This window comes from Acidovorax sp. SRI_002, assembly GCF_057586455.1.
Genome location: NZ_JBYCZW010000003.1, coordinates 356567 through 381699 on the forward strand (window position 1 = coordinate 356567; position 25133 = coordinate 381699).

19 protein-coding genes are annotated in these 25133 nt (G+C 62.7%); 14 read left to right on the forward strand and 5 right to left on the reverse strand.

Going from position 1 to position 25133, the window contains the following annotated elements; translation table 11 throughout:
• Positions 1-67 precede the first annotated feature (67 nt).
• Together AC2YJX_RS09805 and cueR are read left to right on the forward strand one after the other, a co-directional pair.
• Positions 68-271: a heavy-metal-associated domain-containing protein gene (locus AC2YJX_RS09805; protein WP_228897041.1), complete on the forward strand. Its 204-nt coding sequence runs from the start codon at positions 68-70 to the stop codon at positions 269-271.
• 36 nt (positions 272-307) lie between these two features.
• Complete coding sequence (gene cueR / locus AC2YJX_RS09810) at positions 308-826, forward strand: Cu(I)-responsive transcriptional regulator (protein WP_487255930.1); 519 nt, start codon at positions 308-310, stop codon at positions 824-826.
• A gap of 66 nt (positions 827-892) precedes the next feature.
• On the opposite strand, the gene AC2YJX_RS09815 is transcribed toward cueR, so the two are convergent.
• Complete coding sequence (locus tag AC2YJX_RS09815; RefSeq protein ID WP_487255931.1) at positions 893-1732, reverse strand: TetR/AcrR family transcriptional regulator; 840 nt, start codon at positions 1730-1732, stop codon at positions 893-895.
• 156 nt (positions 1733-1888) lie between these two features.
• Between AC2YJX_RS09815 and AC2YJX_RS09820 the strand changes: the two genes are divergently transcribed.
• From AC2YJX_RS09820 to AC2YJX_RS09860, 9 genes are all read left to right on the forward strand, one after another.
• Positions 1889-2731: an ABC transporter ATP-binding protein gene (locus tag AC2YJX_RS09820; RefSeq protein WP_487255932.1), complete on the forward strand. Its 843-nt coding sequence runs from the start codon at positions 1889-1891 to the stop codon at positions 2729-2731.
• The gene (locus AC2YJX_RS09825; protein WP_487255933.1) at positions 2728-3618 is read left to right on the forward strand and encodes a branched-chain amino acid ABC transporter permease; all 891 of its coding nucleotides are present in this window, start codon (positions 2728-2730) and stop codon (positions 3616-3618) included. Before AC2YJX_RS09820 ends, AC2YJX_RS09825 begins: the two co-directional genes overlap by 4 nt.
• Positions 3619-3794: 176 nt before the next feature.
• The gene (locus AC2YJX_RS09830; RefSeq protein WP_487255934.1) at positions 3795-4832 is read left to right on the forward strand and encodes a branched-chain amino acid ABC transporter permease; all 1038 of its coding nucleotides are present in this window, start codon (positions 3795-3797) and stop codon (positions 4830-4832) included.
• 17 nt (positions 4833-4849) lie between these two features.
• Positions 4850-6031, forward strand: coding sequence for an ABC transporter substrate-binding protein (locus tag AC2YJX_RS09835; RefSeq protein ID WP_487255935.1), 1182 nt, complete (start codon positions 4850-4852; stop codon positions 6029-6031).
• Between the two features lie 13 nt (positions 6032-6044).
• On the forward strand, positions 6045-6863 hold the full coding sequence (locus AC2YJX_RS09840) for an ABC transporter ATP-binding protein (RefSeq protein ID WP_487255936.1): 819 nt from the start codon (positions 6045-6047) through the stop codon (positions 6861-6863).
• Positions 6860-8659: an AMP-dependent synthetase/ligase gene (locus AC2YJX_RS09845; protein ID WP_487255937.1), complete on the forward strand. Its 1800-nt coding sequence runs from the start codon at positions 6860-6862 to the stop codon at positions 8657-8659. The genes AC2YJX_RS09840 and AC2YJX_RS09845 overlap by 4 nt, the downstream gene beginning before the upstream one ends.
• A gap of 86 nt (positions 8660-8745) precedes the next feature.
• The gene (locus AC2YJX_RS09850) at positions 8746-9543 is read left to right on the forward strand and encodes an enoyl-CoA hydratase/isomerase family protein (RefSeq protein ID WP_487255938.1); all 798 of its coding nucleotides are present in this window, start codon (positions 8746-8748) and stop codon (positions 9541-9543) included.
• A gap of 173 nt (positions 9544-9716) precedes the next feature.
• Positions 9717-10451: a gamma-glutamylcyclotransferase gene (locus AC2YJX_RS09855; RefSeq protein WP_121422970.1), complete on the forward strand. Its 735-nt coding sequence runs from the start codon at positions 9717-9719 to the stop codon at positions 10449-10451.
• 200 nt (positions 10452-10651) lie between these two features.
• Positions 10652-12517 carry a type 1 glutamine amidotransferase family protein gene (locus AC2YJX_RS09860; protein ID WP_121421748.1) on the forward strand — a complete coding sequence of 622 codons (1866 nt, stop codon included), beginning with the start codon at positions 10652-10654 and terminating at the stop codon, positions 12515-12517.
• A 50-nt stretch (positions 12518-12567) separates the two neighbouring features.
• Here AC2YJX_RS09860 and AC2YJX_RS09865 read toward each other — a convergent pair whose 3' ends face one another.
• The 3 genes from AC2YJX_RS09865 to AC2YJX_RS09875 form a co-directional block, all read right to left on the reverse strand.
• Positions 12568-14499 (reverse strand): acyltransferase family protein, encoded by a 1932-nt coding sequence (locus AC2YJX_RS09865; RefSeq protein WP_487255939.1) that lies wholly within the window; start codon positions 14497-14499, stop codon positions 12568-12570.
• 114 nt (positions 14500-14613) lie between these two features.
• On the reverse strand, positions 14614-15699 hold the full coding sequence (locus AC2YJX_RS09870) for an acyltransferase family protein (RefSeq protein ID WP_487255940.1): 1086 nt from the start codon (positions 15697-15699) through the stop codon (positions 14614-14616).
• 213 nt (positions 15700-15912) lie between these two features.
• Positions 15913-16977 (reverse strand): recombination-associated protein RdgC, encoded by a 1065-nt coding sequence (locus AC2YJX_RS09875; RefSeq protein ID WP_487255941.1) that lies wholly within the window; start codon positions 16975-16977, stop codon positions 15913-15915.
• Positions 16978-17393: 416 nt separating this feature from the next.
• Here AC2YJX_RS09875 and AC2YJX_RS09880 point away from each other — a divergent pair, with 416 nt between their 5' ends.
• A complete protein-coding gene (locus AC2YJX_RS09880; RefSeq protein ID WP_487255942.1) occupies positions 17394-17990 on the forward strand; it encodes a Spy/CpxP family protein refolding chaperone in 597 nt (198 codons plus the stop codon).
• 1011 nt (positions 17991-19001) lie between these two features.
• Here the strand turns inward: AC2YJX_RS09880 and AC2YJX_RS09885 are convergent.
• Positions 19002-23888: an EAL domain-containing protein gene (locus tag AC2YJX_RS09885; RefSeq protein WP_487255943.1), complete on the reverse strand. Its 4887-nt coding sequence runs from the start codon at positions 23886-23888 to the stop codon at positions 19002-19004.
• Between the two features lie 333 nt (positions 23889-24221).
• Between AC2YJX_RS09885 and AC2YJX_RS09890 the strand changes: the two genes are divergently transcribed.
• A complete protein-coding gene (locus tag AC2YJX_RS09890; protein ID WP_176887661.1) occupies positions 24222-24665 on the forward strand; it encodes a MerR family DNA-binding transcriptional regulator in 444 nt (147 codons plus the stop codon).
• Complete coding sequence (locus tag AC2YJX_RS09895; RefSeq protein ID WP_176887660.1) at positions 24662-25120, forward strand: PaaI family thioesterase; 459 nt, start codon at positions 24662-24664, stop codon at positions 25118-25120. Before AC2YJX_RS09890 ends, AC2YJX_RS09895 begins: the two co-directional genes overlap by 4 nt.
• The last annotated feature ends 13 nt before the right edge of the window (positions 25121-25133 follow it).

Genomic DNA, 25133 nt, shown 5'->3' on the forward strand with positions numbered 1-25133 from the left:
TGTCAAGCTTCAACATTCACTTCGGTCGCTTTAACGGCCCTCTTGAAAATCAACCCGAGGACACCCCATGACAACCACCACTACTTTCCAAGTTCAAGGCATGACCTGTGGCCACTGCGAACGCGCCGTCACCCAGGCCGTGCAGCAGGTAGACCCCGACGCCCAGGTCCGCATCGACCGCGCCAGCGGCAAGGTGGACGTGGACAGCAGCGCCCCACGCGAAGCCCTGGCCGCCGCCATTGCCGAAGAAGGCTACACCGTCGCGGCCTGAGCGCCGCGCCACCACGCACCCAGCGAGGGCCACACCATGACCACGCCCCATTCCCCTGATACAGCACAGGCCCCGCGCACCCGGTCCACAGCGCCCCGCCCCATCGCCTGGCCCGTGCCCATCGGCGTCGCTGCCAAGCGCGCAGGCATCTCGGCGCGCATGGTGCGGCACTACGAATCGCTGGGCCTCATCAACGGCGTGGCGCGCACCGACAGCGGCTACCGCCAGTACACCGAGGCCGACGTACACGCCCTGCACTTCATCCGCCGCAGCCGCGACCTCGGATTTTCGATGGAAGAAATCGCCGAGCTGCTGGGCCTGTGGCACGACCGCAGCCGCGCCAGCAGCCAGGTCAAGCGCATCGCCCAACAACACATCGACGACCTGAGCGAACGCATCGCCCAGATGCAGGCCATGCAGCGCAGCCTGCAAACGCTGGTGTCCTGCTGCAAGGGCAACGACCGGCCGGACTGTCCGATATTGGATGACCTGGCGGCCGGGCAGGCGGAACACCATGCCCCCAGGGCACCGCGCAAAACGCTACCCAATCAGTAGCAGTTAGCGCTTATCCATCAATCGCGAAAGGCCGATTTGGCTTGAATTCCGACCCACCGAGACGCATCAGCCCGCGCTGGGCCGAACAGCGGTCTTGGCTTTGCTGCTCGCCGCCCTGCGTTTGGGGGTGGGCACGGCGGCGGCGTCCAGCGCAGTGCTGTCAGCTGGCCGCCGCAACACACCGTCACACAGCGTCGCAATGCACTGCTGCGCGACCTGCTCGGCCGTGTACTCGCCGCCGGGCTGGTACCAGCGGCCGATCCAGCTGAGCGCACCTGCAATCACAAAGGCCGTGATCTTGGGGTCGCAGGGCTGGATCGAGCCCTCGGCCACGCCCTCAGCCACTAGGCGGCGGAACTCCTGGTCGATGGCGGACTTGAGGCGGCGCAGCTCCTTGCGGCTTTCGGGGGGCACCTGCTCGTCGCCCACGCGGATCAGGCACATGCCGAAGTCCATGGTGACGATGCGCGCATACACCTGCATGCAGGTCATGAGCTGGTCGATGGCCTTGCCGCCTGCGGCGCGGGATGCGTCGATGCCTTCGAGCATCATCGCCAGGCCTTTGCCCACGCACTGCAACAGGATCTCGTCCTTGTTCTTCACGTAGTAGTACAGCGTGGGCTTGGTCACGTTCAGGCGCGCAGCGATGTCGTCGAGCGAGGTGGCGTGAAAGCCGCGCTCGTTGAACAGCTGGGCCGCCGCCTGCAGCACGGCGTTGCGCTTGGCCTCACGCTGTCGTTCGCGGTGCGAGACAGGAGCCCAGGGCGAAGCGGCGTCGGGCGCGTCTTCGGGCCCGGGGGCCGGGGCTGCGGATGAGGGCTTGGGGGCCGCGCGCTGGGGGCTGCTGCCGCTGCTCGTGCTGCTTTTGCTGCTGCGTCGGGTCGATGCCGCTTTGGCCTGGGGCATGGGGGGCGATTCCTCGGGAAAGTACGGATGCTGAACGGGGTGGCGGCTTCCAGAATCTACTCACGAGTAAACAGTTTACGCACAAGTAGGAAATTTCTGCAGGGTTCCAGAGAAATTTCTGTTCAGAAGCTGCGAACAACCCGTATTAGAAAGCCAATGGAGACAACCCCTTCCGGCCCCGCTGCTGCCACGCCCCTGCTGCAGGTGCAGGGCGTGACCCTAGCGTTCGGTGGCGTGAAGGCGCTGACCGGCGTAGGCTTTGACGTGCAGCCCGGCTCCATCACCGCCGTCATCGGCCCCAACGGTGCGGGCAAAACCTCGCTGTTCAACACCATCTCGGGCTTCTACCGTACCAGCCAGGGGTCCATCCGCTTTCAGGGGCAGGACATCACCCGCGTGACCGCACCGCAGCGCGCCAAGCTGGGCCTGGGCCGCAGCTTTCAGAACATTGCGCTGTTTCGCGGCATGACGGTGCTCGACAACATCAAGCTGGGCCGACACGCGCACCTCAAAACCAACGTGCTCGACGCGCTGCTGTACTTCGGCCGCGCGCGCCGCGAAGAGGCCGAACTGCGCCGCGACATCGAGGAGCGCATCATCGACTTTCTCGAAATCGACCACATCCGCCACGCACCCGTCTCGGCCTTGCCCTACGGCCTGCAAAAGCGCGTGGAGATGGCCCGGGCCCTCGCCATGCAGCCGCAGATCCTGATGCTGGACGAGCCCGTGGCCGGCATGAACCGCGAAGAGACCGAAGACATGGCGCGCTTCATCCTCGACGTGCGCGAGGAGTGGGGCGTGACGGTGCTGATGGTGGAGCACGACATGGGCATGGTGATGGACCTGTCCGATCACGTGGTGGTGCTCAACTTCGGCCAGGTCATCGCGCAGGGCACGCCTGCGCAGGTGCAGGCGGACCCCGAGGTCATCCGCGCCTACCTGGGCGCGGGCGACGTGGGCGACCTGCGTGCCAAGCTGCAGGGAGTGACCACCGCATGACCGGCAACTTCGACTGGGCCTACCTGTTTGAGATCAGCCTCACCGGCATCGCCGGTGGCGGTCTCTACGCACTGGCCGCACTGGCTTTCGTCATGGTCTACAAGGCCACCCGCGTGGTCAACATTGCCATTGGCGAGCTGCTGATGGTGGGCGCGTACCTGTTCTTCACCTTTGCATCAATGTTTGCGCTGCCGCTGTGGCTGGCCATCCCCGCCGCCGTGCTGGGCACGGGGCTGCTGGGCGCGGTGATCGAGCGCACCATGATCCGCCCGCTGCTGGGCGAACCGCCGATCTCGGTCTTCATGGTCACCGTGGGCCTGGCCTCGGTGCTCGTGGGCCTGGTCGAGATGATCTGGACGGCCGACCAGCGCCGCCTGCCCGACTTCATGCCCACGCAGCCCATCATGGTCGGCGACGCGTTCCTGGCGCCCAAGGTGTTCTGGGGCGCGTTGATCGCGGTGGTGTTCATCGCAGCGGTGCTGGTGGTGTTCCGCTTCTGGCGCGGCGGCGTGGCCCTGCGCGCCACGGCCAGCGACCAGGCGGCCGCGTATTCGGTGGGCATCAACGTGCCGCGCGTGTTCTCGCTGGCCTGGGTGGCGTCGGCCATGCTCGCGGCCATCTCCGGGATCATCGTTGGCTCGATTGGCGGCATCTCTTCCAGCATGGGCGTGTTCGGACTGTCGGTGCTGGTGGTAGTCATCGTGGGCGGGCTCGACAGCGTGCTGGGCGCGCTCGTCGGCGGCATCCTCATCGGCCTGATCGAGGCGCTGGCTGGCGCCTACCTGGGTGGCGAATACAAGCTGCTGGCCACGTTCATCGTGCTGGTCGCGGTGCTGCTGGTGCGCCCGTACGGCCTGTTCGGCACCCACGAAATCGAAAGACTATGAAACACCCCCTGCGCCGCTTCGCGTCTTCCCCCTCAAGGGGGACACCGCCGGTGGCCCGGCAAAGCCGGTTCCACGGCGGTCACTCGCATGGCCTGCTCCGCGGCCTTTCGCACAAAGGCTTGGCAAATGTCAGGCCGACGATGCCAAAACACATCTGCGCCTTGGAGGCTTGATCCATGCGCATCGGAACCCTCAAGGAAACCTACATCGCCGACGCGGCGCTGTTCGACTCGCGCACGCAAAAGGTGTGGCTGGCTGTGGGCACCGCGCTGCTGGTGCTATTCCCCTTCATGGCCAGCGACTACTGGCTGTACCTGGCCTGCCTGGTCAGCATCAACGTGGCAAGCGCCACAGGGCTCAACATCCTCACGGGCTATACGGGGCTGGTCAGCCTGGGGCAGGCCGCCTTCATGGGCCTGGGTGCGTACACCGTGGCCGTGCTGGAAACCAAGGTGGGCACCCCCTTTGTGCTCAACCTGCTGGCCGGTGGCTTGGTCGCGATGCTGGGCGGCATTGTGGTGGGCATCCCTTCGCTGCGCGTGAAGGGGCTGTACCTGGCGATTGCCACGATCGCCGCATCGTTCATCGCACACTTCATCTTTGCCAACTGGAAGTTCACCGGCGGCACCGGGGGCCTGAGCGTGCCGCCCGCCAAGCTGTTTGGCATGGCGCTCGACACCTCGTTCCGCCTGTACTGGCTCATCGTGCCGGTCACCCTCCTCATGCTGCTGGGCGCGGCCAATCTGTTCCGCACGCGTGTCGGCCGCGCGTTCATCGCGATTCGCGACCGCGACATCTCGGCCGAGGTGCTGGGCATTCCGCTGCTGCGCTACAAGCTGCTGTCGTTCGGGCTGTCGTCGTTCTACGCGGGTGTGGCCGGTGGCCTGTGGGCGTACTTCTTCCGCGTGGTCACGCCCGAGAGCTTTCCGCTGCTCATGTCCATCTTCTTCCTCGCGGCCATCATCGTCGGCGGCATGGGCTCCATCCTGGGCGGCATCCTGGGCGCGGTGTTCATGACCATGGTGCCCGAGCTGCTCAAGCTGGTGGTCGGCCTGCTGCCCGGCGGCACCGAACTCACGGTGTTCCTCTCGCCCGTGCGCACCGTGATCTTCGGTCTGCTCATCATCGGTTTTCTCGTCTTCGAGCCCCATGGCCTGGCCGAAGTGTGGCGGCGCATCCGCCGTTTCTTCCATCTCTGGCCTTTCCGCAACTAAATCATTCAGGAGACAACATGGACACACCACACACTTCCCTCCAGCGCCGCCACCTGCTGCTTGGTGCCGCTGGCGCCGCCGCACTCACCAGCCCGCTGTCGGTGCTCGCTCAAGGCGCTGAAGACATCGTGATTGGCGGCTCCATTCCGCTCACGGGCGTGTTTGCGTTTGCAGGCGTGGGCATCAACGCGGGCATTGGCGACTACGTGAAGATGGTCAACGACGCGGGCGGCATCAAGGGCCGCAAGCTCAAGTACGTGCCCGAGGACACGGGCTACAAGGTTGATGTGTCGGTGGCTGCGTTCAAGAAGATCACCAGCCAGAACAAGGTCAACCTGTACTACGGCGACTCCACAGGCTTCTCCAAAACCATCAACCCAGAGCTGGACCGCAACGGCAACATCCTGATGGCGGGCGCGTCGTTTGCCACCGAACTCAACGACCCCAAGAAGTACCCCAACCAGTTCCTTGTGGGCCCCGACTACACCGAAATGTTCGGCATCCTGCTCAAGCACATCGCCAAGGAAAAGCCCGGTGCCAAGGTGGCCTTCGTGTACTCCGATTCGGAATTCGGCCGCGACCCCATCGAGTCCAGCGAAGCCATGGCCAAGCAGTTGGGCCTGTCGGTGCCCATCAAGATCATGACGCCCGCCGGCAGCGTGGATGTGTCCACCGAGGTTATCAAGCTGCGCCGCGCGGCTCCCGACTACACCATCTTTCACGGCTACATCCTCGCGCCCATCCCTGAGTTCATCACCCAGGGCAAACAGCAGGGCATGACCAGCAAGTGGATGGGCACCTTCTGGACCATGGACAGCTCCACCGTCATGAAGATGGGCGACGCCGCCGACGGCTTCATGGGTGTGATGCCCTACCGCTACTACTACGACACCGAGAAGGCGCCGATGCTGGAGAAGATCCGCGCGCTGCGGCCCGAGTACCAGAGCACGGCCTACATCCAGGGTTTTCTGGCCGCGATGCTGTTCACCGAGGCAGCCAAGCGCACGCTGGACGCAGGCAAGCCCCTCACCGGCCCCAACCTGAAGGCTTCGCTCAATTCCATCAAGGACTTCGACACGGGCGGGCTGATCGGCGTGCCGATCACCATCAGCGGCAATTCGATCCCCGTGGGGCGCGTGTACCGCGCCGACATGAAGGCGCAAAAAATGGTGGCCGCATCTGACTGGATCAAGCTCTGACCTCGCCTTTGCCATGACCCAGCCAACCCCGGCCCACGTCCTCGAAGTCAACAACATCGAGGTCATCTACAACAAGGTGGTGCAGGCCCTGCGGGGCCTGTCGCTGGCCGTGCCACGTGGGCAGATCGTGGCGCTGCTGGGCAGCAACGGGGCGGGCAAAAGCACCACCCTCAAAGCGGTGTCGGGGCTGCTGGCGCTCGAAGATGGCACGGTGGAGAGCGGCAGCATCCACTTCAATGGCCAGCCCACAGCGGCCCTGGCGCCGCAGCAGCTGGTGCGCAACGGCCTGAGCCATGTGATGGAAGGCCGCCGCGTGTTTGAAGACCTCACGGTCGAAGAAAACCTGGTGGCCGCGACCTATGCGCTCACGGGGCGGAAAGACGCAACACCGGATTTCGACCTGGTCTACAGCTACTTTCCACGTCTGCATGAGCGACGCAAGGGCCTGGCCGGTTATCTGTCGGGTGGCGAGCAGCAGATGCTGGCCATTGGCCGCGCGCTCATCGCACAGCCCCAGCTCATCCTGCTCGACGAGCCCTCGCTGGGCCTATCCCCGAAGCTGGTGGAGGACATCTTCACCATCATCGCGCGCATCAATGCCGAGCGGGGCACCAGCATGCTGCTGGTGGAGCAGAACGCCACCGTAGCACTGGCGGTGGCGCACCGGGGCTACATCATGGAGAACGGCAAGATCGTGATCGACGGCACGGCCGAGCGCCTGGCCAACGACCCCGATGTGCGTGAGTTCTACCTCGGCATGGGCGGTGGTGGCGAGGCCAAGAGCTTCAAAGAGATCAAGCACTACAAGCGCCGCAAAAGATGGCTGTCATGACGCTCCCCGACCTCACCCTGCCCCAGATGCTGCGCGAGCGCGCGCGTACCGACGCGCAGCGCATCGCCATCCGGCAAAAGGACTTCGGCATCTGGAAACCCTTCACCTGGGCGCAGTACCACCAGCGCGCCAGCCACTTTGGCCTGGGCCTCAAGGCACTGGGCCTGCCTCCGGACGGGCATGTGGGCGTGATCTCCGAGAACCGCATCGAATGGGTGCTGGCCCAGATGGGCGCGGGCCTGGTGGGTGCCGTGACCGTGGGTGTGTACCCCACCAGCCCCACCAACGAGGTGGCCTATGTGGTGGGCCATGCCGACATCGAGATCATGGTCTGCGAAGACCAGGAGCAGACCGACAAGCTGCTGGCTGCACTGCCCGAGCTGCCGCGCCTGAAAAAGATCGTGGTCATGGAGACCAAGGGCCTGCGCAGCTTTGCGCCCGAGATGCGGAAGTTCATCACCACGTTTGACGAGGTGGAACAGCTCGGCGCGGCATCGGGCCAGCAAGCCATCATCGACGACGCCCTGGCGCGCCAGCGGCTCGACGATGTGGGCCTGATGATCTACACCTCGGGCTCCACCGGCAAGCCCAAGGGCGCGATGATTTCGTACCGCAACATCCGGGGCGTGGTGCCTGGCATCGTGGACCGGCTGGAGCTGTCGCGCGAGACCACCCACCTGTCGTACCTGCCGCTGTGCCATGTGGCCGAGCAGATGCTCACCAGCTTTGTGCCCGTGTACATCGGCTCGCAAGTGAACTTTGGCGAGTCCATCCGCACCGTGCAGGAGGACCTGCGCGAGGTCGCTCCCACCATGTTCCTGGGCGTGCCCCGCATCTGGGAGAAGCTGCACGCCGCCATCCACATCAAGCTGCAGGAAACCGGTGGCCTGCGCCGCGCGCTGTTCCACAAGGCCTACAACGCCTGCAAGCCGCTGGCCGAAAAGCCGCGCAGTGCCTGGAGCGCTGCCGACAAGCTGACCTTTGCTGGCAGCTACTGGCTCGTCTTCCGCGCGCTGCAGAACTTCATCGGCCTGCGCAATGCCCATGTGGCGCTCACCGGCGCTGCGCCCATTCCGCCCGATGTGGTGCGCTTCTTCCGCGTGCTGGGCGTGCCACTCATCGAGGTGTACGGCCTGACCGAATCCACCGGCATGGTCACAGGCCACCGGTTGGACCACGTGGTGGTGGGCACCGTGGGCGTGCCCACGCAAGGCGTGGAACACCGCATTGCCGACAACGGCGAGCTGCATTTGCGGGGCGACATGGTGTTTGCGGGTTACTACAAGAACCCCGAGGCCACGGCCAGCAGCATCGTGGATGGCTGGCTGCACACCGGCGACGTGGTGCGCGAATCGCAAGGCCAGATCCAGATCGTGGACCGCCTCAAGGACATCATGATCACGGCCGGTGGCAAGAACCTCACGCCGTCCGAAATCGAGAACACGATGAAGGGCAGCCCCTTCATCAAGGAATGCATCATCGTTGCCGAGGCGCGCAAGTTCGTCGGCGCGCTGGTGATGATCGACTACGAGACCGTGGGCAAGTGGGCCGAGGCGCGGCGCATTCCGTTCACGCACTTTCGCTCGCTGGTGGAGCACCCCGAGGTGCGTGTCCTCATCGATGCGGAAATCAACCAGGGCAACCAGCGCCTCGCGCAGGTCTCGCAGATCCGCAAGTTCCACCTGCTCACCAAGGAGCTGGACCACGACGACGGCGAGGTGACCGCAACCATGAAGGTGCGCCGCTCCAGCATCTACAAGACCTATGCGGCCGAGATCGAGGCGCTGTACCACTAGCCCGGGGCTCACCACTTGCCGCGTAGATTACTATCAAAACAGGAGCTATCTGCGCTTATATAGCAAGCGCTAGAGGCCAATTTGACATGAAAACCACCGCCGCCGACCCGACCGCCCCCCTGCTGCTGGAACGCAACGGCGCCATCGCCACGCTGCGTTTCAACCGGCCCGATGCGCTCAACGCCATCGATGTGCCCATGGCCAACGCCTTCCTGGCCGCCGTGCAGACCATTGCCGCCGACCCCAGCGTGCGCGCCGCAGTGCTGTGTGGCAACGGCCGCGGCTTCATGGCCGGGGGCGACCTGACCACCCTGCGCGCCGACCCGGTGCAGGGCGCCATCGACATCCTTACCCCGCTCAACGCAGCGCTGCAGCTGCTCACGCAGATGAACGCGCCGGTCATCGCGCAGGTACATGGCGTGGCGGCGGGCGCGGGCCTGAGCCTGCTGCTCATGGCCGACTACGTGATCGCCGCCGAAGGCACACGCCTGAACCTGGCCTACATCAACCTGGGCACCAGCTGCGACGTGGGCGCCTCGTGGGCGCTCCCACGCATTGTGGGCCTGCGCAAGGCGCTGGAGATCGCGCTGCTGGGCGAAGCCTTCACCGCCGACGACGCGCTGCGCCTGGGCCTCATCAACCGCATCGTGCCTGCCGCCGAACTGGACAGTGCCACCACCAACCTTGCCCAGCGCCTGGCCGCCGGACCTACCGTGGCCTACGGCGCAATGAAGCGCCTCATGCGCGCATCGATGGACCGCACTCTGCCCGAACAACTGGCGGCCGAAAAAGACGCCTTTGTGCATTGCGCGGGCACCGACGACTTCCGTGCGGGGGTGGAGGCTTTTCACCAACGCCAAAGCGCGCAATTTGTGGGCCGCTGACGGCCCTCGCCACGGCGGCGCCCCCTTCTTTCATGGCCTCTGCCGTAACACATCACCGCGCGCCGCCATCAACACCATGGCTGGAACACTGAGTTGTCAGTCGGCCCATTGATCCAACCGTTCTCGGACCACTACAGTAGAGCTTGCCCCACGATCTCCTGCAGTCCCAGCACATGACGCCCCCTGCCTTTGTGCACCTTCCCGAACTTCAAGGACGGCTCATCCCCGCCCACGCCTGCGGACTGCGGTTGACCGACGAGGTCCTGGCGGAATGGGACGCGCAGGCGCGCAGCCAGGGCCTGCCCATCGATTGGCGCCTGCCCGACGGCGACGTCGAGCGCTCGCGCCGCCAGGTGCTGGCGGGCGTGTCCGAACGCCGGGACGACCTGTGGGTGTTTGCATATGGCTCGCTGATGTGGAACCCCGGCCTGGAGTTTGCCGAAGTCCGCAGGGCGCACCTGCCGGGATTCGCCCGGCGCTTTGCGCTGAGCACCACCATCGGCCGGGGCACACCGGATTGCCCCGGCCTCGTGCTCACGCTGCAGCGCGACGCAGCGCAGTCTTGCGACGGGCTGGTGTTCCGCATTTCGGCCTGTGCGGTTGAAGAGGAGTCACGCCTGCTCTGGCGTCGCGAGATGATCACCGGCGCCTACAGCCCCGCCCTGCTGCCGTTGCAGACGCCACAGGGTGCTGTCAACCAGGCGCTGGTGCTGACAGCCAATACAGCCCATCCACACTACCGGGGCGACCTGTCCATGCAGGCCACCGCCGCCACCATAGCCAGCGCCTGTGGCCGCATCGGCAGCAACCGCGAATACCTCGATCAGCTGGTCACGCAATTCGGCGTGCTGGGCATCGAAGACCCCTATGTGCATGCGCTGGCGGAGATGGTGCAGACGGCCTGCTGAAAGGGCTTCCGAGCAGGTGGTGGTGCACTACCACCCCGCGCCGGTGTAGCGCAGCACAAGATCAAGGTATTCCTGTTGTTCATGGAACAATGGAATGGAAATCCCTCTTGTTGCCAGCGCTTCGACAGCCCAGCGAGGGGCGCATTTTGTGAATCCATGCAGCCCAACGCCTCCTACGGAACCCTTCTTCCAGCGCTTTCATGAAAAAAATTCTCCGCATTGTCGCCCTCCTTGTTTCGCTGGTTGCGCTGGCCAGCCATGCAACCCCACCTCCACCCGCCCCTGTCTCCAGCACCATCGTCATGCCCTGGGAGTTGAATCACAACCAGAACCTGCCCCGCGAACTCAAGGCCCAGGGCTTCAGCCACGCCACCTTCTATCTCAACTGGTCCGACATCGAGACCAGCAAGGGCCAGTACGAATTTGCCCACTACCACCGCCATCTGGACGCCATCGTCAACAGCGGCCTGTCGCTGCTGCTGGTCATTGACATGGGTGGACGCACTTTCAAGGACGACCCCAGCCAGTTGATGCACAACATGTCCTCGTTACCGCTATGGATCATTACGGGACATCCCGAAACGGCCATGCGTGACTTCTCGGGTGAGCCCACCTGGCAGCCCGACTTCACCGATGCGTCGATCAGGAAGTACGCTGAACCGTTCATTGCACAGACTATCGATCACTTCTCAAAGCGCTATCCCGGCAAGATCCTGGGCTACGCCATCGGCCTGCAAGAGGAGCACGAGATCAAGTACGGGCAAACGAACTACCAGTGGCGGGACTACAAAGACTCCACCCAGGCTGCGTTTGCCAAAAAGTACAACGCCAAACAGCCCATCATCAACTACAACACCCACATCGCAGCAGGTGTGCCAAAAGCAGAGCCCTTGCTGCACGCCCACAAGGAGTTCCGGGAAACCCGGCTCCAGGAAGCCACCTGCGCCTACGCCAATGTGATCCGGAGCAAGGGGGCAGAGGCGATTGGCTACTTCGCAGAAACCTTCACATCGCACGACGCAATCTATGCCACGGGCATTGTCGAAAAGCTGGCCCCGTGCATCGACATCGCGGTCATCGACTTCAACTTCTACGACGGCTACAGCCTGGTGCCAGACGCTGAAGTGCTGCCCACCCTGGCCAACTACATGGGTTCACTGGGCTACAAGAAAGTCATGGTGGGTGCCTACGGTGAATGGTGGGAGTCCGCCAAGAAGACCCCAGAGCTGGTGCCCATCATCCGGCAAACAGTGGTGCAATCGCTGACCCAGCCCCATGTGATCGGCTACGAGATCGGGGGCTTTCGCCACCAAGCAGGTGGGGGTGCGCTGGCTGGTCTGCAGCTCAATCAGCTTCACGCCCGTATTGCCAAACAAGGCCACGCCACGGCGGCAAGCGCAAAACCACAGATCAACATTGGAATCCTAGGCTCTACCACCAACTTCCACGTGTGGCACGGTGAGAGAAGCACAGGCAGAAACATCCACCGCGATGCACTGTTCGCGTCTTACAAGATCCTGAGCAACGAACCCGGCGTGCAGGTCCACATCATCGGCGAAAAGAACCTTCTCGCGGACGACCCCATCATCGGGCAGCTGGATGCCATCCTGGTGCCCCACCAGGCAGCCATGCCGCAGAGCATCAAGGCTAAGTTAACCGCCTACTGGAAGAACGGCGGCGCACTCATCCAAGACATGCGCCTGGGTGAGTTCGACGAAAACGGCAAACCCACCTTTGACTGGATGCATGAGGTGTTCGGCATTGCCAATGTTGAGTGGAAAAACCGCGGGGGCGTTTTCCTGATCGACGGCAAGGTATACCGGCTCAAGCCTTCAAAGCGCATGTACACGAACTATGCCTCCATGACGCCCCGCCCCGGCTACAAAGTGCTGGCCACTGAACCCCTGCAAAGCGGCCACGGCATCATGGTGCGTGGGGATCGCACGCTGGTCTTCGGCTTCATGCCCCAGCTGATTGAAGACCAGGGCAAAAACGACTGGCGAAAGCTGTTCGTTCGCGAAATCATGGACGTGGTGCCCAGAAAGTCAGGACCTTCCAGCCTCTGACAGGTTCAGCAGACCGGTACCGGGACGGTGTAGCCAGCGCCACAGCGCTTTCACCTCCCTAGCGCTTCTTCGACTTTTCGTGCGAGGGCAGCACCCATGATCTGGCTGCCAGCCGTAGTGAAATGCCCCGAGTCAATGTACATCTGGACCCCATCGCGGTTGATGTAGCAATACTGCGCATCGCAAAGCTCATCCAACGTATTGAAGACATACACGCCTTGGAGCCCAGCGATCAAACGGTCCACCATGGCGTCGTACTCTCGTCTTTCTGCCTCGACAGCATCTCTGGAACGCACGCACTCAACGGGTTGCCGCCGCCAGGTAGGCCGGACCTCATCCAGGCAGCCAGTCACATTGAGCAGCACCGAATGGGTGGGAATGGACTTGACCAACACCACCTTTTTCTGCCCTGCCAGCAGGCGTTGCACGGTACGCTGCAGCCCCCGTTCATAAGCCTGGGTTGACGTTTCGTCCGGCCCTGCTCCCTGGATGCTGCGCAGGCTGTTCCCCACGAAATAAATCCGGTACACATTGGACAAGATAACTAACCGAATCTCAGGATCGGACTCGATGCGGCGCAACACCTGCTCGGTCATCTCCGGAGCGCCCACATGCTCTGGATGACGAGTGTGTCCATCGCGGTACTTGACACCATCAAAGTATGGCCAGCCGGGTGTGGCAGTGACGTCAAGCCGGTCTCCGAAAAGCACCGAAAGGCCATACGAAAAGTGCCCGGCATTGCTGTCCCCCAGCAAAGCCACGCGGCCCTGGCTTTTCACCTCAGGCTTGTCATAGGCCACCAAAGCCGCATTCGGATACGGTGCTGCAGTCAGTGGAATCTTGCCACTGGAGCCCATCCAAGCGAGCGCTGTCACCACGGCCATCAACAACACCAGACTCAAAGCGAGCAGGTTCTTGCGGCCCACCCGCTGGACCAGCGGTCTTTCGACACCGTGGTGTGTCAGTACCGCCAGGACCACCGACGCTGCGACGGCCAGATTTCGATGGGAAGACGACCACTGCCCGTCACCGACCAGACGTGCAAAGACAAGCAGGGGCCAATGCCACAGGTACAACGGATAGCTGAGCCTACCCACATAGACCAGCGCGGGATGCGCCAGCACTTTGCAGTTGAACCAAGCGTCCGGCCCCGCCAGTATCAGCAGGGCCGCAGCCAGTACAACAGCCACCGCGTAGAAGCCCGGGAAAGCGTCGGCATTCATCGACGCACCCTGCGTGGCCGCCAACAACGCAATGCCCGACCATCCCATCACGTTCCGGACACCCAGCCCCTGGATTTCGCCATTGGACCCGCCGCCGGACTCCTGGCGGCGATTCCACTGGATACATGCGATCAGCCCACCCGAAGCCAGCTCCCACAGCCGCCCGAACGGCAAATAAAACCCAGCAGCCTGGCTTTTGCTCGTAAGCAGCAGATTGACAACCAGCGAACCAAACAACACCGCCAGCGCCACGGACACCATCGAGCGCTTGGTGCGGTGGGCCCACAGCAAGATCAACGGCCACACGAGGTAGAACTGCTCTTCCACCCCTAGTGACCACAGATGCAGCAGCGGCTTGAGCTTGCTCGCCACATCCCAATAACCCGACTCCATATAGAAATGAATATTGGCTGAGAACAAGGCACTGAAAAGCGCCGACTTGCTCATCTGCCCATACTCGCCCGGGTACATCAACGCGGGGCCTATCAACATGCAGAAGAGCAGTACCAAGGCCAGTGCGGGAAAAATCCGGTTCACCCGACGAACATAAAAATCGCGAATGGAAAATCGGCCCTCTGCCAATTCTCTGCATAGGATGGCTGAAATGAGATAGCCGGAGATGACGAAAAACAGGTCCACGCCTACATACCCATTGGGCAGAGTGAGCGGAGAGGCATGAACCGCAAGCACCATCAGCACCGCAATAGCGCGCAGGCCGTCGATGTCTGGTCGATATTCTAATTTATTATCAAGACTCACAATTTCCCTGCTGCGCGACCTGTCAATAGCGATGTTGCTATTTCTACTGGATGGATAAATTGTTACATACAATCCGATGGCTTGACAAAATTATTTAAAACCTCAGCAACACAACTATGCAATCGAATCTGCTGCCTTGCCTTTCAGCATAGAATTTTCTGATTTGCGTTTCGCCATTCTCATAAATGGCTGTTCAATCCATCGATAGCTCAAATACGAAAAACCCAGAGTGGCAGCAATCGATATGATTACCACCAGGGCGTCGTTTTCTATTTTTTCCGAAACGATGGTAATTATCGGGAAATGGATCAGATAAAAAGAATATGATATTTCCGACAAAAACACAACATAATTTTTATTGATGTATTCCATATCCTTCAGAATAAGAAAAAGAGCCGCAATTCCAAAACCGGTGATAAATATTGGATCTGGAAAATGGACTTTCCACGCAGACGACAAGACGACTGTCACCAAAAAGATGCATGCCAGTCCCGCTTTATCAAAGCGAGGATTCTTTACAGCGATGTACGCGCCAAAGAAAAAGAAAGGCAGCTGGTTGATAAAATTATTATTGACAAAGAAATATTTCAATCCAGGCTCCATCGTCGCCTGAGACGGGAAGTACGACGAGCCCCAAAATATCCAGACGTATGAAAACATCATGAACAGCAAGGTAATACCAGCTGGATGTTTCTTGAAACGGGCCGCACATAAAAATGCAACAAAATACCAGACCAACTCTATGGTCAAGGTCCAGCTGACGTGTAGAGAATCGTATTTGAAATACTGGCCAGGAAACAGATGCTGCAGAAAAGTCAGGTGAATCAGCAAAGCTTTAAAATCGATATCCATCCACACAAGTTGATTGAAAAAAATTGCAAATCCAATGAACCAGAACAAGTATGCAGGGTATATTCTAAAAACTCGATGAATTACGTAATCTTTTGCTGAATAGCGCAGTGCGCTCAGAATTATCAAATAACCACTGATTACAAAAAATATTTGCACTCCCACCCAACCACCGAAGTGCGCAATATAAGGCAGTGTAATATTGGCTATAGAATGGAGATGATGAATAAACACCAAAACCACAGCCAAGGCCCGCAAAGTTTCAATGGAAGGGTGCTTCAATTTTGAAAGGCTGTTCATTTTTTCCTGATGCAACGCGTGGGCATCGTGATGATTTTTTAAAATTTTCACGGCACATACTAAAAGCGATGCTTATTAAAAAATATTCATAAAGAGTGCGCAACTACCAATTCTGGTAGGGTCACTCTGCATTCAGGATTGTTTACAACTTCATCTTCGCGTTCAATCCGATTTTCCTGGATCAATATAGAGAAGCTAAGCGCAGATTTTTGATCAGGGGTATTTGCAAGACGCTTATCCCATCAGAGACTTCCGCTCACGCCCTCAAAACGGCGCCGACTCCGGATCCGTATCCACCGGGACTTGCGCAGGGCCCGTCACCACGCCACCAGCGCCACTCTTTCGCGCAGGCGCTGAATTCGTGGGGGCGCGTGATTCCACAGAAGGAGCTGGCATGCTGGCCCCCTCTGAAGCCACCGCAGCTGCCGCACTGGCCACGCCACTCTCCGCCTCTCCGCCCAGCGCCTCGATCAAGTCCGGGATCAGCTTCACCAGCTCGCCCGTCGCAATCGCCACATCGGTGTCAAACCCGCCGTCATCCGCTTTGGTGCCCTCGAACACGGTGTCCAGGAACGACACTTTTTTGAGCTGCAGGCCTTCGGTCAGCATGAAGGACACGCGGTCGTCCCAGGTCAGTGCCAGCTTGGTGGGCAGCTTGCCGGCGTCGATGTGGGCCTGCACCTCCTCGATATCCAGCGGGTGGCGGGCGTAGCGCACCACGGCTTTTTCCTCGTTGGCGCTTTTGAGTTCGCACTCGCGGTCCACCGTGAAGCCCACGGGCGGTTCCTGTTCCTTGAGCCAGTGGGCCATGGCGGCCTGCGGGCTGGTCTGGGTGTTCAGCAGCGACACCGACAGGCCGGGCAGCGCCTCGACCAGCAGGGTGACCACTTCGTCCGCGCGGCCCTGGCTGGAGGTGTCCAGCACCAGCAGGCGCGAGGTGGTGTCGATCCACACCCACATCGAGCCCTGCTTGGTGAAGGCCATGGGCAGCAGGTCGAGCTTGGCCTCGTCTTTCAGCTCCTTGCTTTCCTTCTTGCCGGGCTTGCGGCCGGTTTCCTGCTCGATCCGCTCGGCCTTTTCCTTCACGCGACGGGCCAGCACGCTGCCGGGCAGCACTTTGGATTCGACCATGAAGCGCAGGATCCACTGGCCCCCGACCGACTCGGCCAGCGGGCCGTGTGCATCACCGCGCGGGGGCACCCAGCCCAGGGACTTTTCCTGGGTGGCACCACATTCCATGAAGGGCGCCTTTGCCAGGGCTTCTTCTACTTGCGTCAATTCAACCTGCCATTGCGGGGCAATGCGGTACACGATCATGTTCTTGAACACAGATAACCTTTTGTTCGGGAGCGTTGGTGGTGAAGCGCTTTCAGCGAGAGCACTTTCTCTATCGGTGAAGCTGTTGCCAACGGACGATCGAGCGATCGAACCCGTGAGCAAAACAGCCCGCCCGACACGGAACATGCCATTGTCGGTGGTCGTTGGCACGCAGCCTTCGGCCGAAGTGCACAAGCAACGATGGTCGCCTGAATTAGCTATAAATATAATAGCTACTAGCGCTTTATGGATAAGCGCTAGCGGCCATTTTTTATCAAAACCATGATCGCGCAGGCCTGCAACTTCTTGGCACAACTTTACACAGCGTCATCCAACGCGCACGGCCGCGATACATGCGGGGCGGACACTGACTCTCAATCGCCGGAACGGTCGTTCCAGCGAGCCACCCCCGTAAAAGGACCCACACCATGGCTTTCCGCTTCCAACACCGCCTTGCCGCCACAGCTGTTCTGGCCGCGCTGGCCCTGCCTGTTCTGGCCCAGCCAGCCCCAGCCACCCCACCCGCTGCTGGCGCCCCCACAACCGAAGCCGCCCCGCGCTACAAGGCCGGAGAACGGCACGAACGCCAGCATGGCGACCGTGCAGAAAAACGTGCCGAACACCATGCCAAACGCCTGGCCGCCCTCAAGGGCCAGCTCAAGCTGACCGCCGCGCAAGAACCCGCGTGGACAACGTTCACTGCGGCCATGCAACCGGGCGAACGCCCTGCCCGTCTGGACCGCCAGAACATGGACAAACTGACCACCCCGGAGCGCATCGACCGCATGCGGGCCATGCGCGCCCAGCACGCCGCCGAGGCCGACCGCCGTGGCGAGGCCACCAAGGCCTTCTACGCGGCACTGACGCCCGAGCAGCAAAAAACCTTTGACGTCCAGGCCCACCACGGCCACCGTATGGGAGGCATGGCAGGCATGAAGGGCGACGGCGAAGGCCGACACGGGCACCACGGCATGCGGGGTGGCGAAGGCCGCCATCAGCAACCGCAGGCAGCACCCGCGAAGTAAATCCCCCTCCTGGGACCGCCCTGGCGCAGGGGGCGGCTCAGAGGTGGGCGGCGGTTCCCTCTCTTCTTGCCTGACAAAGCCCGGAGTCCTCCACGGACCCCGGGCTTTGTGCTTTGTGGGATGGAAAAGGTTGCCGACGGGCACCCGTTGTGGATAACACTGGGAACAGTTCTGGCACAACTGGACAGTTATCCACACAAAGCGGCGATGGCCCCAAGTTGTTGTCTGCGAGCCCCGCCCTTTGTGCAGACCGCCACACAGACTTTGCAGCTGCGCAACCCCGCGCCAACATTGAACAAATTGGCCTTGTCCACAGAAAGTGGCTTGCTCTACTACTACTGCTATTTATATATAGAACTATAGAAGAATAACCAGAACCCTTCGAAACACCATTCCGCGGCGCACGCGCGTTCTGGTGGGCTGCCCCAGAAAGGGGTGATGAACAAGACCTGGGTGCGGACCTCCGTTTTTGGGCACCGCTTTGCTGAGGTGGAGGTGGAGCGGCACTTGCTGCACGGCTCCTGCAATTCATGTTTGCTATCAATAAAGTAGCTAATAGCGCTTATGCAACAAGAGCTACAGCCAATTTTTGGCACAAATTCATGACGAACCAGCGCCGGTGCGCAAGACTGGGGATAGTTCTGGCACAACCACGTGGTTATCCACAGAAAAAGACAGGCGCTGTGTTTTGTCCCCGTTCCCGTGACAACGGCAAGAGGGATCGGTGCACAGGGTTGGCGCACCTGCAAGTGCGCGCTGCGGTTGGGAAAAATGCGGTTGTCCACATTCCGTGCCGCCTTCTACTACTACGACTATGTATTTATAGACAACATAAGAAGAAGACAGAGGGACAACTTGGGGCACACCCGAGGGCAGGGGTTGCCATCTGGACGGGGCGATGTTTGGGGGCGCACGGGACACAACCCCAGGGAGAAAACCGCAGCCGACCACCGTGCACGGGGGCCGGTTGTGGCAAGGCGATCGGGGAAAACGCGGGGCCGTGCAGGCCGTCTACGCAGCCGCAGGGCGCAGGAAGGCCCCCAGGAGGTCCGCAGACAGGGGGCGGCTGAAGAGGTAGCCCTGGTAGAGCTGGCAGCCCGCGCGGGCCAGCAGCTCGCGTTGCTCGGGGGTTTCCACGCCTTCGGCGATGACTTCCAGGCCCAGGCTGCGCGACAGGCCGATGATGGTGTCCACAATGGCGGCGTCGTTGGGGTCGGTCAGCAGGTCGCGCACAAAGCTCTGGTCGATCTTGAGCTGGTCCAGCGGCATCCGCTTCAAGTAGCTCAGCGACGAATACCCGGTGCCGAAGTCGTCCAGCGAGAAGCCCACGCCGTGCGAGCGCAGCGCGGCCATGGTGGCGATGGTGGTCTCCATGTCTTCCACCAGCAGGCTTTCGGTCAGCTCCAGCTTGAGCAGGTGGGCCGGTGCCCCGGTGATGGCCAGCACCCGGGCCACGTCGTCCACAAAACTGGCGTGGCGGAACTGGCGCGAACTCACGTTCACCGCCATGGTCAGGTGGGCCAGCTGCGGGTCGGCCTGCCAGGTGGCCAGGAGCTTGCACGCCGTGTGCAGCACCCAGCGGCCCAGTGGCAGGATGAGCCCGGTTTCCTCGGCCAGCGGTATGAATACGGCAGGGGGCACCATGCCGCGCTGCGGGTGGGCCCAGCGCACCAGGGCCTCTACGCCCACACAGCGGCCCGACTGGTGCATCTGCGGCTGGAAGTGCAGCAAAAATTCCTCCTGCGCCAGTGCGGCACGCAGGTCGGTTTCCAGCCCGGCGCGGGCCGTCACCACGGCCTGCATGTCGGGGTCGAAAAAGCGCAAGGTGTTGCGCCCTGCCGTCTTGGCCTGGTACATGGCCAGGTCGGCCTGCTTGAGCAGCTCGCCCACGCTGGTCAACTCGCCGGTGAAGGGCGCGATGCCGATGCTCGGTGTGCTTCGGTATTGGTAGCCTGCCAGCGCGTAGGGCACGGCCAGCATGGCCAGGATCTTCTCGCCCACCCCCCGCGCGTGCAGGGCCAGTTCGTGGGATTTGGGGCTCAGCTCTTCCAGCATCACCACAAACTCGTCGCCGCCCAGCCGGGCCACCGTGTCCACGCTGCGCACGCAGGTGTTCAGGCGCTGCGCCACCTGCTGCAGCAGCAGGTCACCCTGGTCATGGCCCAGGGTGTCGTTCAGGGTCTTGAAGTTGTCGAGGTCGATGAACAGCAGCGCCCCGCCCTGCTGGCGCCGCTGGGCATTGGCCAGCGCATGGGCCATGCGGTCCATGAGCAGCATGCGGTTGGGCAGGCCGGTGAGCGCGTCGTAGAACGCCAGGCGCTGGATTTCGCGCTCGCTGGCCTTGCGTTGCCGGATGTCGGTGTTGATGGCCAGGATGGATTGCGGCTGGCCGTCATCACCGCGCACCAGGGTCCAGCGGCCCTCGACCTCGATGGTGCTGCCATCGCGGTGGCGCTGCACGATCTCGCCAGTCCACTCGCCTTGCTCCAGCACCGACTGGGTGGCATGGCGAAAGTGGGCGGGGTCGTCGTAAAGCAGGGTCTCGATGGACTGGCCCAGCGCCTGCAGCTGCGACCAGCCGTACAGGCGCTCGGCGCTTTTGTTCCAGAAGATGATGCGGTGTTCCAGGTCACGCACCAGGATGGCGTCCTGCGCCTTGTCCAGCAGCGAGGCCTGGTGGCGGATGCGGGCGTCGGCCAGTTGTCGGTCGATCTCGGACGAAGCGCGCGCGGCAAAGATCTGCAGCGTGGAGGCGATGAAATCCGTCTCCGCAATGGCCTGGCGGAACAGCACGAACACAATGCCCACCACCTCGCCGTCGGCATTGCACAGCTGTTGTCCTGCGTACGCCTGCGCGCCCACGTAACGGAGCACGGGCGCATCCGGATAGCGCTGCTGCACCTTGTCGGCCACCACGTACTCGCGCTGCGTCAGCAGCATGAGGCTGGGCGTGCCCTCGAGACTGTATTCGTCGTTGGGCAGCATCTGGCCGTCCAGCACCGCCGCCAGCGTGACCACCCGGGGTGGTTGCCCTTGCGCATGGGGCAGCAACCGCACCACGCAGCCGCCCTGGGCCCCCAGGGCATCGGCCATGTTGCGCACCAGCTGCACAAAAAACTCGGTGCCCGTGCTGGCCGACACGGCCGCCGCCACCTTGAGCACCGAGGCCTGCAGCCGCTGCTGCGCCTTGTGCGCGCGCAGGCTGGTGATGCCAAAGGCCAGGTCGTTGGAGAGTTCCTGCAGCAGGGCGGCCTCTTCAGGGCTGATCTGCAGAATGTCCGGCGCGTAGAGGTACAGCAGGCCAAAGGTACGGTCGCGGTTGCGATCACGGTCTTGCAAAGGCAGGCAGATCACACCGTGGAAGCCGTGGTCCAGCATGCGCTCGGTCCAGTCGGCAAAGTCGCCTTCGGTGCGGATGTCCTGCACGATCACGGGCTTGCCCGAACGCACGGCCATGCCCGCCGGCCCCCGGCCGTAGGGGTCATCGGCCGACCAGGAAAGCTGCAGGTTTTCGAGGTAGTTCTGGTTGTAGCCCGCGTGGGCTACAGGCTGGATGGACTTGCGTTCGTCGTCCAGCGCAAACCCCACCCAGCCCATGCGGTAGCCGCCAATGTCCACGGCAATCTGGCAGATGGCCTGCAGCAGCGCGGTTTCGGAGGTGGCGCGCACCAGGGTTTCGTTGCAGGCGCTCAGAAGGCGCTGCGCACGGCCCATGCGGGCCAGTTCGCGCTCGGTGCGCAGGCGTTCGGTCACGTCGGTGGCCAGCACCTGGCGTGCCGGGCGGCCATTGAAGCTGATGCTGCCAGCCGTGATCTCCACATCCATGAAGCTGCCGTCCTTCTTGACGTGGCGGCTGATCACTGGCTTGTTGCGCTGGTCGATCGCAATCGCATGCAGGGCCTCCCGGATGGTTGCGTGCCGCTCGGCGGGCCACAGTTCGGTCATGTCCATGGCCAGCAGCTCGGCCTCGGTGTAGCCGTAGTGGGTTTCCATCGACTGGTTCACAGCCTGCAGGCGCAGCGTTTCCTTGTCGTACACCCACATGGGATGGGGATGCTCGTTGAACAGCATGCGGTACTGCTGCTCCGACGCCTTGAGCTGCCCGGCCACATGCCGCAGCTGCACCATGGCCCCAAGGGATTCGGTAAGGATCTCCAGGTGCGCCACGTCGCGCCGCGAGAACGCGTTGGGCTTGTCAGACGTCAACTTGAGCGAGCCCACCACCCCCTGCGCCGTGCGCAGCGGCACCGCCATCACGGAGCGCACGCCATGGCGGTGGGGCAGCGAAGCCATGTCCCAGCCCTCGGCCTCGGTGTCGTTGCACACCACGGTGCGCCCTTCACGCAGTGCGGGCCAGAGCAGGCTCTGGTCCACGGCCAGCAGGTGCCCCACGGGCCGCACATGGTCGCCTGCCGAGGCCTGCGCCACCAGCTGGTGGCCCTGCAACAGCTCCACCAGCGCGCCCCGGGCCAGCGTCTGGCGCAGCACCGTGTCGGCCACCAGTTGCAGCACGTCGGGCAGGGGCATGTCCAGCGACGAGATGCGCTGCTGCACATGCAGCAGCTCGGCATGGTTCTGCGCATCACGCTGCGCGTCGAGCTCGGTCAGCTTCTGTACGCTGATGTCGGTCATGCCGCCCACCATGCGCACGGCCTTGCCGGAGGAGTCGCGGATCAGGAAGCCCCGGTCCAGCACCCAGGCATACGTGCCGTCCTTCCGAAGAAAGCGGTACTCGGCCGACCAGTGGTTGTCGGTGCCATCAATGGCTGCATGGATGCTGTGGAGGATTTCCTGGCTGTCGTCGGGGTGCAGCCGCAGGGTCCAGGAGGTGCTGTCGGGGGGCAGCTCGTCCAGCGGCACGCCGAACAGGTTCTGCATGCCCTCGTTCCACCACATGGCATCGGTGTGCAGGTTCCAGTCCCACACAGCATCGGCCGTGGCACGCGAGACCAGGTGAAAGCGTTCTTCGCTTTCGCGGCGTGCCTGCCGCGCCTGGTGCTGGACCGAGATGTCCTGGAAGGCGCCCTGGATGCGGATGATCTGGCCATGGGCATCACGCGCCGCCTGTCCTGCTGTGCGCACCCAGAATCGCCCGCCACCAGGCATGGCCACCTCAGCCTCGACGTCGAAGGGGGTGCCATGGTGCATGCATTCATCAAAGGCCTTTTGCATGAGCACCCGGTAGGGCGGGGTGTACAGCTGCAGCACCTGGGCCAGGCTGCCTACGCGGTGGGTGAGCCCGTAGGCGGCAGCGATCTCCTGTGACCAGGTCAGTTGGAGGCTGGGGAGCTCTACCGTCCATCCCCCGATGCGCGCAATCTGTCCTGCCACACGCAGCGCATCGCTCTGGGCCAGCATCTCCGCATGCATCTGGTCGCGCTCTTGCACCAGCTGGGCCAGCAGGCGCTTCTGGCGGCGCAGCTCCAGCTGCACCATGGCCTGGCCTGCCAGGATCTTCAGACCGTCGAGCTGCTCGTCCCCCAGCGTGCGGGGCACGGTGTCCAGCACCGCCAGCGTTCCCAGTGCAAAGCCCTCCGGCGTAACAAGGGGCACGCAGGCATAAAAACGAACACGGGGTTCGCCCACCACCAGCGGATTGCCCGCAAATGCGGGGTGCTGGCGGGCGTCCGGCACCACCACGGCATCGCGGTTGCCATCCAGCGCATGGACGCAAAAGGCAATGGCACGGTCGGTCTGCGCGAAAGGCACGCCCACAGCTGCCTTGAACCACTGGCGCTCGCTGTCTACAAAGTTGACCACGGCCATGGGGCAGCCGCAGACGCGCGCGGCCAGCGTGGCCAACTGGTCAAACGCGTCTTCCGGGGGGGTATCCAGGATGGCGTAGGACTGCAGTGCGTGGAGCCGCGCGGCCTCTTGGGGTGCGTGCGCAGGCGGCATGGTGGTTACGCTGGGGCCAGGCCCAGGGGCACGCATCCGACCTCCAGGCGCCTTGCTGCCTGGGGAGGGTTGTAGGAGGGCCGGAGTTGCGTCAACAAGGAAGTGGAGCGGTAAGGCGGCACATGCCGGACGGCCCAGCCGCTGCAGGAAGTCGCAAACGCCGGGGCCACAACTTGTAATAAAGCAGCAATGCTACACCGCACAGACCCATGTTGACGCACCGCAGCATGCGGGTTTGCCCCAAAGGGGAAACCGGCCCAGCGACCACGGGCAGCGCGGAAACAGTCGCCAAGGCAACCTTCGCGCAGCATCAGGCTTGCTAGCCTGTGTGCCATGCAGATCTCCGAACTTGCCCGCCAGGCCTCTGTGTCCGTCCACGCCCTGCGCCACTATGAACGGCTGGGGCTGATTCGCCCGCACCGCCGGGCCAACGGATACCGGGACTATCCCGCCAGCATCAAGCGCGAGGTGGTGTTCATCGCCATGTCCCGCCAGCTGGGCTTTGCGCTGCCGCACATTGCCCGGCGGCTTGACGACTACCGTGCCGGCACGCTGGGCATCGACGACATGGTGCTGGCCCTGCAGGAACGCGTGGCCGCGCTGGAGCAGCAGATCGGCCAGTTGCAGGCCCAAAAGCAAGTGGTGCTCGACCACCAGGCGTGGCTGCAGGCGCAACAGACACGCAAGCGAGAGACACCCCGCGCCTGGCCGCGCGTGCGGCCCAGCACATCCACCAAGTCCCCCTCCCAAACCCCAACCTCCAGGAAAACGCCATGACTTTGTCTTCGCCATCCCCTTTGCCCACGGCCTCCATCGCCGCATTGCAGGCCTTTGTGCTGGCCATGCCCATGGCCCGCACGCTCGGGCTGCGCTTCGTCCACGCCGAACCGGGCCGGGTCGAGATGGAGATTCCGGTGAGTGAGGCCTTCAGTTTTCGCCCCGGCCAGTTACAGGCCACGGCTGTGTTTGCCGTGGCCGACTTTGCGGCGGTGGCGGCAGCGGGCAGCGTGTTGCCGCCAGGGTGGACCAATGCCACGGTGGACGCGACCGTGAAACTCGTGGCGCCTGCCCGGGGCGTTTGCCTGCGCGCGCGCGGGCGTGTGGTGGATGCGGGGCGGTTACTCACCGTCTGCGCGTCCGACGTTTTTGCGGTGGACGGGAACGGCCAGGAAACCCTGTGCGCCACGCTTCTGGCTACGGCGCGCAATATCGATCCCGCCGCTGCGCGGTAGGTGGCGGGCCGTC

Coding starts and splice junctions, on each gene's coding strand:
- AC2YJX_RS09835 (WP_487255935.1), top strand. CDS start 4,850: ATGGACACACCACACACTTCCCTCCAGCGCCGCCACCTGCTGCTTGGT.
- AC2YJX_RS09860 (WP_121421748.1), top strand. CDS start 10,652: ATGAAAAAAATTCTCCGCATTGTCGCCCTCCTTGTTTCGCTGGTTGCG.
- AC2YJX_RS09825 (WP_487255933.1), top strand. CDS start 2,728: ATGACCGGCAACTTCGACTGGGCCTACCTGTTTGAGATCAGCCTCACC.
- AC2YJX_RS09815 (WP_487255931.1), bottom strand. CDS start 1,732: ATGCCCCAGGCCAAAGCGGCATCGACCCGACGCAGCAGCAAAAGCAGC.
- AC2YJX_RS09820 (WP_487255932.1), top strand. CDS start 1,889: ATGGAGACAACCCCTTCCGGCCCCGCTGCTGCCACGCCCCTGCTGCAG.
- AC2YJX_RS09830 (WP_487255934.1), top strand. CDS start 3,795: ATGCGCATCGGAACCCTCAAGGAAACCTACATCGCCGACGCGGCGCTG.
- cueR (WP_487255930.1), top strand. CDS start 308: ATGACCACGCCCCATTCCCCTGATACAGCACAGGCCCCGCGCACCCGG.
- AC2YJX_RS09855 (WP_121422970.1), top strand. CDS start 9,717: ATGACGCCCCCTGCCTTTGTGCACCTTCCCGAACTTCAAGGACGGCTC.
- AC2YJX_RS09885 (WP_487255943.1), bottom strand. CDS start 23,888: ATGCCGCCTGCGCACGCACCCCAAGAGGCCGCGCGGCTCCACGCACTG.
- AC2YJX_RS09845 (WP_487255937.1), top strand. CDS start 6,860: ATGACGCTCCCCGACCTCACCCTGCCCCAGATGCTGCGCGAGCGCGCG.
- AC2YJX_RS09840 (WP_487255936.1), top strand. CDS start 6,045: ATGACCCAGCCAACCCCGGCCCACGTCCTCGAAGTCAACAACATCGAG.
- AC2YJX_RS09805 (WP_228897041.1), top strand. CDS start 68: ATGACAACCACCACTACTTTCCAAGTTCAAGGCATGACCTGTGGCCAC.
- AC2YJX_RS09895 (WP_176887660.1), top strand. CDS start 24,662: ATGACTTTGTCTTCGCCATCCCCTTTGCCCACGGCCTCCATCGCCGCA.
- AC2YJX_RS09880 (WP_487255942.1), top strand. CDS start 17,394: ATGGCTTTCCGCTTCCAACACCGCCTTGCCGCCACAGCTGTTCTGGCC.
- AC2YJX_RS09850 (WP_487255938.1), top strand. CDS start 8,746: ATGAAAACCACCGCCGCCGACCCGACCGCCCCCCTGCTGCTGGAACGC.
- AC2YJX_RS09890 (WP_176887661.1), top strand. CDS start 24,222: ATGCAGATCTCCGAACTTGCCCGCCAGGCCTCTGTGTCCGTCCACGCC.